This window comes from Glutamicibacter sp. BSL13 (genome assembly GCF_052928425.1).
On record NZ_JAVGCZ010000121.1, the window covers coordinates 1 to 7,124 of the forward strand.

5 protein-coding genes and 1 rRNA gene are annotated in these 7,124 nt (G+C 62.3%); all 6 read right to left on the bottom strand.

Features of this window, described 5'->3' with window-relative positions; translation table 11 throughout:
* The coding region (locus RCJ92_RS14275; RefSeq protein WP_446754906.1) for an ATP-dependent Clp protease ATP-binding subunit at window positions 1-2,430 on the bottom strand (2,430 nt) is incomplete at its 3' end.
* Window positions 2,431-2,613: 183 nt separating this feature from the next.
* Complete coding sequence (locus tag RCJ92_RS14280) at window positions 2,614-2,934, bottom strand: histone-like nucleoid-structuring protein Lsr2 (RefSeq protein WP_138174727.1); 321 nt, start codon at window positions 2,932-2,934, stop codon at window positions 2,614-2,616.
* Window positions 2,935-3,050: 116 nt separating this feature from the next.
* Window positions 3,051-3,239: a hypothetical protein gene (locus RCJ92_RS14285; protein ID WP_138925415.1), complete on the bottom strand. Its 189-nt coding sequence runs from the start codon at window positions 3,237-3,239 to the stop codon at window positions 3,051-3,053.
* A gap of 1 nt (window position 3,240) precedes the next feature.
* A complete protein-coding gene (gene lysS, locus RCJ92_RS14290) occupies window positions 3,241-4,761 on the bottom strand; it encodes a lysine--tRNA ligase (protein ID WP_446754907.1) in 1,521 nt (506 codons plus the stop codon).
* Between the two features lie 117 nt (window positions 4,762-4,878).
* Window positions 4,879-6,843 carry a M13 family metallopeptidase gene (locus RCJ92_RS14295; RefSeq protein WP_446754908.1) on the bottom strand — a complete coding sequence of 655 codons (1,965 nt, stop codon included), beginning with the start codon at window positions 6,841-6,843 and terminating at the stop codon, window positions 4,879-4,881.
* Between the two features lie 158 nt (window positions 6,844-7,001).
* A 5S ribosomal RNA gene (gene rrf / locus RCJ92_RS14300) occupies window positions 7,002-7,118 on the bottom strand.
* Between the last annotated feature and the right edge of the window lie 6 nt (window positions 7,119-7,124).

A 7,124-nucleotide genomic window follows, 5' to 3' on the forward strand; every position in this document is an offset into this window, starting at 1 on the left:
GGGCTCCCCTTCGACATCCACGTGGATGTGCTGGCCGGCCAGGATCTGGCCGAACAGGATCCGCTCGGAAAGCTGGTCCTCGATCTCCCGCTGTATCGTGCGGCGCAGCGGACGGGCACCCATGGCCGGGTCGTAGCCGCGGGCCGCCAGCACGGTGCGGGCCGCCGGGGTCAGCTCGATGGTCATGTTGCGTTCCTCCAGGCGCTTGGCCAGGCGCTGCACGAACAGGTCCACGATCTGCTCGATCTCTTCCTGGCTCAGCTGCGGGAACACCACGATGTCATCGACACGGTTCAGGAACTCGGGACGGAAGTGCTGGCGCAGCTCCTCCTGGACCTTGGCCTGCATCCGCTCGTAGCCGGTGCGGGTGTCGGTCGAGGACTGGAAGCCGGTCATCACGCCCTTGGAGATGTCCCGGGTGCCCAGGTTCGTGGTCATGATGATAATGGTGTTCTTGAAGTCCACCACCCGGCCCTGGGAGTCGGTCAGGCGACCGTCTTCCAGGATCTGCAGCAGTGAGTTGAACAGGTCCGCGTGGGCCTTTTCCACTTCGTCGAACAGCACCACGGAGAAGGGACGGCGACGCACCTTCTCGGTCAGCTGGCCGCCTTCCTCGTAGCCCACGTAGCCTGGAGGGGCGCCGAAGAGCCGGGAGACGGTGTGCTTCTCCGAGTACTCGGACATGTCCAGGGTGATCAGCGCATCTTCCTCGCCGAAGAGGAACTCCGCCAACGCCTTGGCCAGCTCGGTCTTGCCCACACCGGTGGGGCCGGCGAAGATGAACGAGCCGCCGGGGCGGTTCGGGTCCTTCAGTCCGGCACGGGTGCGGCGGATCGCCTGGGAGATCGCCTTGATCGCCGAATCCTGGCCGATGACCCGCTTGTGCAGCTCGTCTTCCATGTTCAGCAGGCGGGTGGACTCTTCCTCGGTCAGCTTCACGACCGGGATGCCGGTCGAGTTGGCCAGCACCTCGGCGATCAGCTCCTCGGTGACCTCCGAGATTTCGTCCATGTCGCCATTGCGCCAGGACTTTTCCTTCTCGTTGCGGGCCTCGATGAGCTTGGATTCCTTGTCGCGCAGCGACGCGGCGCCCTCGAAGTCCTGGGCGTCAATCGCCGCTTCCTTCTCCAGGCGCACGGTGGCGATTTCCTCGTCCATTTCCTTCAGCGCCGGAGGAGCGGTCATGCGCTGGATGCGCAGTCGCGCCCCGGCCTCGTCGATCAGGTCAACGGCCTTGTCCGGCAGGAAGCGGTCCGAGATGTAGCGGTGGGCCAGCTGGGAGGCGGCCTGCAGGGCGCCGTCGGTGATCGAGACGCGGTGGTGCGCCTCATAGCGGTCACGCAGCCCACGCAGGATCTGCGTGGTCAGCTCCACCGTCGGTTCCTTGACCTGGATCGGCTGGAAGCGGCGCTCCAGCGCGGCGTCCTTCTCAATGTTCTTGCGGTACTCATCCAGGGTCGTGGCGCCGATGGTCTGCAGCTCACCGCGGGCCAGCATCGGCTTGAGGATGCTGGCGGCGTCGATGGCGCCCTCGGCGGCACCGGCACCGACCAGGGTGTGGATCTCATCGATGAACAGGATGATGTCCCCGCGGGTGCGGATTTCCTTCAGCACCTTCTTCAGGCGCTCTTCGAAGTCACCGCGGTAACGGGAGCCGGCCACCAGGGATCCCAGGTCCAGGGTGTACAGCTGCTTGTCCTTGATGGTCTCGGGCACGTCGCCGCGCACGATCGCCTGGGCCAGGCCCTCGACGACCGCGGTCTTGCCGACGCCCGGCTCACCGATCAGCACCGGGTTGTTCTTGGTGCGCCGGGAAAGGACCTGCATGACGCGTTCCATCTCATGCTCGCGACCGATCACCGGGTCGAGCTTGCCCTCGCGGGCTGCGGCCGTCAGGTTGCGGCCGAACTGGTCCAGTACGGCCGAGCCGGCCGGGGCGCCCTCGCTCTGGCCGCCGGAGCTGACGCCCGCCGCGGCGGTGTCCTTCCCGCCCTGGTAACCAGACAGCAGCTGGATGACCTGCTGGCGCACGCGTCCCAGGTCTGCACCGAGCTTGACCAGCACCTGTGCGGCCACGCCCTCGCCTTCACGAATCAGGCCCAGCAGGATGTGCTCGGTGCCAATGTAGTTGTGGCCCAGCTGCAGCGCTTCGCGCAGCGAGAGCTCCAAAACCTTCTTGGCGCGCGGAGTGAACGGGATATGTCCAGATGGGGCCTGCTGCCCCTTGCCAATAATCTCCTGCACCTGTTCACGCACGGCGCCCAGGGAGATGTTCAGGGACTCGAGCGCTTTGGCTGCAACTCCGTCACCTTCGTGGATGAGCCCGAGCAGCAGGTGCTCGGTGCCGATGTAGTTGTGGTTGAGCATGCGCGCCTCTTCTTGGGCGAGCACGACAACGCGACGGGCACGGTCGGTAAATCTCTCAAACATTGCGGCACACTCCTTGCTTACCAATAGTTCGATGCTACGCACCATGAGGCCGGGAATCTGCCTTGTTCGCCACAGGGATAACCGCGTGAGGTTGCCCCGGCGCCTGAGAAGGTGCGCCAACGACAATGACCGGGATGAAATCATCCCGGTCATTTTGCGTCGTGGCTTGGGGTGTTCGAAGCCTTAGCGCGAGCGGCTGCGTCCACCCTTGCGCTGCGCCGCGTAGTAGGCCTCCACCACATCCGCATTCAGTCGTCCGCGGGCGTTGACCTTCATGTTGTTCTCCTTGGCCCAGGCGCGGATGGCCGGCGCCTCGCTGGTGGAGTTCTGCTTGGAGGAACGCCCTGCCTGGATGTACGGCTCCATGGCGGCACGGAATTTCTCCGCATTTTCATCATTCAGGTCAATTTCGTAATGCTGCCCGCCGAAGCTGAAGGAAAATGATTCCGTGGCTTCTCCCCCATCGATATCGTCGATCAATGCAATTTGTACTTGGCGTGCCATGTTATTAGCCTCCGGGTTGGTACATCTTTGGTCGCTGAAATAATCTTCAGACCTTAACCTGTATCCATCATAGACAATAACGGCGATGATTTACGCATTAATCTTACGATTAACACCTAATTATCAGGGTGAGCTTTATTATCTCCTGATTTCAGATCTACACCTGTAGTTCCAAAATCATTATTCTGATCAACTTCCGCCTGAGCTTGACGCTCCGAACGGTCGGCATTCATAACAGCCTTGATAACGTACCAGAAAATCAGGGCGACAACGATTGTTGGAAGAATGGCTTCAACATAGGGCATATTATGCCTCCGGCTTTAGCAATGGGAACAGTATGGTTTCACGGATTCCCACGTCGGTGAACAGCATGACCAGGCGATCGATGCCCAGGCCGATGCCACCCATGGGCGGGGCTCCGTACTCCAGGGCCCGCAGGAAGTCCTCGTCCAGCTGCATGGCCTCCGGGTCTCCACCGGCGGCCATCAAAGACTGCTCGGTCAGCCGCTCACGCTGGATGACCGGGTCGATCAGCTCGGAGAACGCGGTACCGCGTTCCATGCCCCCGATGATCAGGTCCCAAGCCTCGATGACACCGGGCTTGGAACGGTGCGGCCGCGCCAGCGGCTGGGCCAGCGGCGGGTAGTCGTAGACGAAGGTCGGGTCCATCAGGTTCGGTTCGACGATCTCGCCGAAGAGCTCGATGACCAGCTTCTGGGCATCCCAGGCCGGGTCGATCTTCACCTCGTGCTTGTCGGCGATCTCGCGCAGCGTCTCGGCCGGGGTTTCCGGGGTAATCTCCATGCCGACGGCCTCGGACAGACCTGGGTAGACCCCGAGCCAGCGCCATTCGCCGTCCAGGTTGATGGTTCCCTTCGGGGTTTCCAGCACGCGTCCGGCGCCGATGGCGTCCGCGGCGTTGAGGATGATCTCCTTAATCCGCTCGGCCATCACGAACTGGTCGGCGTAGGCCTCATAGCATTCGAGCATGGTGAACTCCGGGGAGTGCGTGGAGTCCACGCCCTCATTGCGGAAGATGCGGCCGAGTTCGAAGACTCGATCCACTCCGCCGACCACGGTGCGCTTCAGGTAGAGTTCCAGGGCGATGCGCAGAGTCATTTGCTGGTCGAAGGCGTTCAGGTGGGTATGGAACGGCCGGGCCGAGGCCCCGCCGTGCACCAACTGGAGCATCGGGGTCTCGATCTCGACGTAGTCGCGCTCCTCCAGGGTGCGGCGCACGGCACGGATGATGGCTGCCCGCTTGTAGATCATTTCCCGGGCCTCGTTGCGCACGATCAGATCGGCGTAGCGCTGACGGACGCGCGTCTCCTCGTTCAGGTCGGCGTGCAGCACCGGCAGGGGACGCAGGGCCTTGGAGGCCATCTGGAACTCATCGGCCATGATCGACAGTTCGCCGCGGCGTGAGGAGATCACCTCTCCCTTGACGAAGACATGGTCACCCAGGTCCACCAGGGCCTTCCAGTCGGCCAGACGCTCCTCGCCGACCTTCGCCAGCGAGATCATCACCTGCAGCCGGGTTCCGGAGCCCTCCGGTCCGCCCTCCTGCAGGGTGGCGAAGCACAGCTTGCCGGTGTTGCGCATGAAGACGATGCGACCGGCGACCCCTACGTTCACTCCCGTGGCCTGGTCCGGCTCGAGATCAGGGAACTGTTCGCGAACCTCGGCCAGGCTGTGGGTGCGCGGCACGCCTACGGGGTAGGCCTCTTCACCACGGGACAGCAGCTCGGCGCGCTTGCTCAGGCGCACCTGCCGCTGGTCGTTGGTGTTCTGGCTGTCTGCTGCAGGGGAATTATCTTGGGAAGTCACAGTACATCATTCTACGTGTGAAAATTCTCGTTGTGGCCGCTTCATGACTGGACTCTCACCTGAGGTTGGCCACAACAGCCAAAAGGCGGGCGCACGTCGCGCCCGCCTTTCTTCCGGCTACCAGATCTCGACGCGTTCGGCCGGATCCAGCCACATCCCGTCACCGGGCTGGGTGCCGAAGGCCTCGTGGAAAGCATCCAGGTTCTTGGGCACTTGGTTGCAGCGGAATTCGCCCGGCGCATGCGGGTCGGTGGTCACTCGAACAACTGCGGTTTCCGGGCGAATCAGCGTGCGCCAGCATTCGGCCCAGGCGTAGAAGAACCGCTGGTCCCCGCTGACCCCGTCAATCACCTGGTCCTGCTCGATGCCGCGGGCGGCCAGCTCAAGCTTGTAGGCCTTGTACGCGATGCCCAAGCCACCCAGGTCGCCGATGTTCTCCCCCAGGGTGAGCTTGCCGTTAACCTGATGGTCCGGGGCTTCGCTTGGGCTGAGGGCATCGTATTGGTCAACCAATTTCGTGGTCAGCTTTTCAAAAGCTTCCCGGTCTTCCGCTGTCCACCAGTTCTTCAGCTGCCCGCTGCCGTCGTACTGCGAACCCTGATCATCAAAGCCGTGTCCGATCTCGTGGCCAATGACCGCGCCGATCGCCCCGAAGTTCGAGGCGAGGTCGCGATCGACGTCAAAGAAAGGCAGGCGAAGGATCGCGGCGGGGAAGGCGATTTCGTTCAACAGCGGATGGTAGTAGGCGTTCACGGTCTGCGGGTACATAAACCACAGCTCCCGATCCACCCCGTCATCAATCTTCTGCAGTTCACGCTTGAACTCGAACTCGTTGGCGGCCGCCAGGTTCGCGATCACGTCCTGCGGATCGGTGGTGATGCTCGAGTAGTCGATCCACTCGTTGGGGTAGCCGATCTTGGGACGGAACATGGACAACTTTTCGAGCGCCTTCTCGATGGTCTGCTCCCCCATCCACGGCAGGGTGGTGATCGAGTCCCGGTAGGCCTCGATCAGCCGCTCCACCAGGTGGTCCATGGCGTCCTTCGCCTCCGGCGGGAAGTGCTTGGCCACGTAGAGTTGGCCCAGGTCCTCACCGACGGCGCTTTCGGTGAAGCTGACCCCACGCTTCCAGCGCTCCTTCAGGGTTTCCACTCCGCCCAGCTTCGCGGCGTAGAACGCGAAGTTTTCATTGACGAAGGGGCTGGAAAGGTAGGGTGCGAAGGAGCGCAGCACCTGGACGGTGAGCCAGGCCTTCCAACGCTCGAGGGGTTCTTCCTCCAGCGTCTGGCCCAGCGCTTCGAAGAAGCTGGGCTGCCACAGCACAACCTCGGCATAGTACTTCGGTTCAATTCCCGCGCCTTGGAGCCAGTAGCGCATCCCTGGGAAAGTCTGGAGCAGTTCTTCATCGCTCATCAGGTTGTACCGGGCTTGGGCATCGCGGACCTTGACGCGATCCCAATGGTGGGAGGCAATGACTTTCTCCAACGCCACGACGTCTTCGGCGGCCTTCGACGGATCCGCCACTTCACCGAGATCCAACAGGCGTGCCAGGTGCTCCTGGTAGTCGCTGACGGTCGAGGCGAACTGCTCTTCATGGTAGTAAGACTCATCCGGTAGGCCCAGTCCACCTTGCAGGAAGGTCAGCAGATTGCGCTCGGGATTACCGGCGTCATTCATGGCGCCGGCCTGCAGGAAGCTGCTGATGCCCTTGCGGTAGAAGCCTCCGGATAGCTCAATGAGCTCTTCGGCAGTGGAAACCCGTTGGATATCTTCCAGATAGCCGCGAACCGGCTCGAGCCCCTTGGCCTCGATGGCTTCCTCATTCATGAAGCTGCCATACAGGTGGGCAATGCGTACTTTATCCGGAGCCTGCTCGGTGCCGGAGTTCACGGCGGCGACGGCGTCTTCGATGATCGCATGGACCGCAGCTTCCGCCTCGTCACGCAGTTCCATGAACGAGCCGTACAGGCCCTGGTCGCTGGGGATGCTCGCCGAGGCAAACCACTTGCCATTCGCGTTGCGGTATAGATCGTCCTGCGGCCGAATGGATTCGTCGCGGTATTTCAATGCCTTCGCGCTCAACTAAATGCTCCCCTGTCCAAACCTGACTGTTTCTACCTCTGTACTGTAGTCAGCTGAGCGCCGCTGGGGGCAAAAGATGTTGCCCCGTGCGCCAACGGCTTAAATAGGTGAGGCTCCAACCATCACTGGTTGGAGCCTCAAACCCTTCATCAAATTAAGTCCGGCGGTGTCCTACTCTCCCACACCCTCACGAGTGCAGTACCATCGGCGCAGTGGGCCTTAGCTTCCGGGTTCGGTATGGGACCGGGCGTTTCCCCCACGCTATGACCGCCGTAACAGCA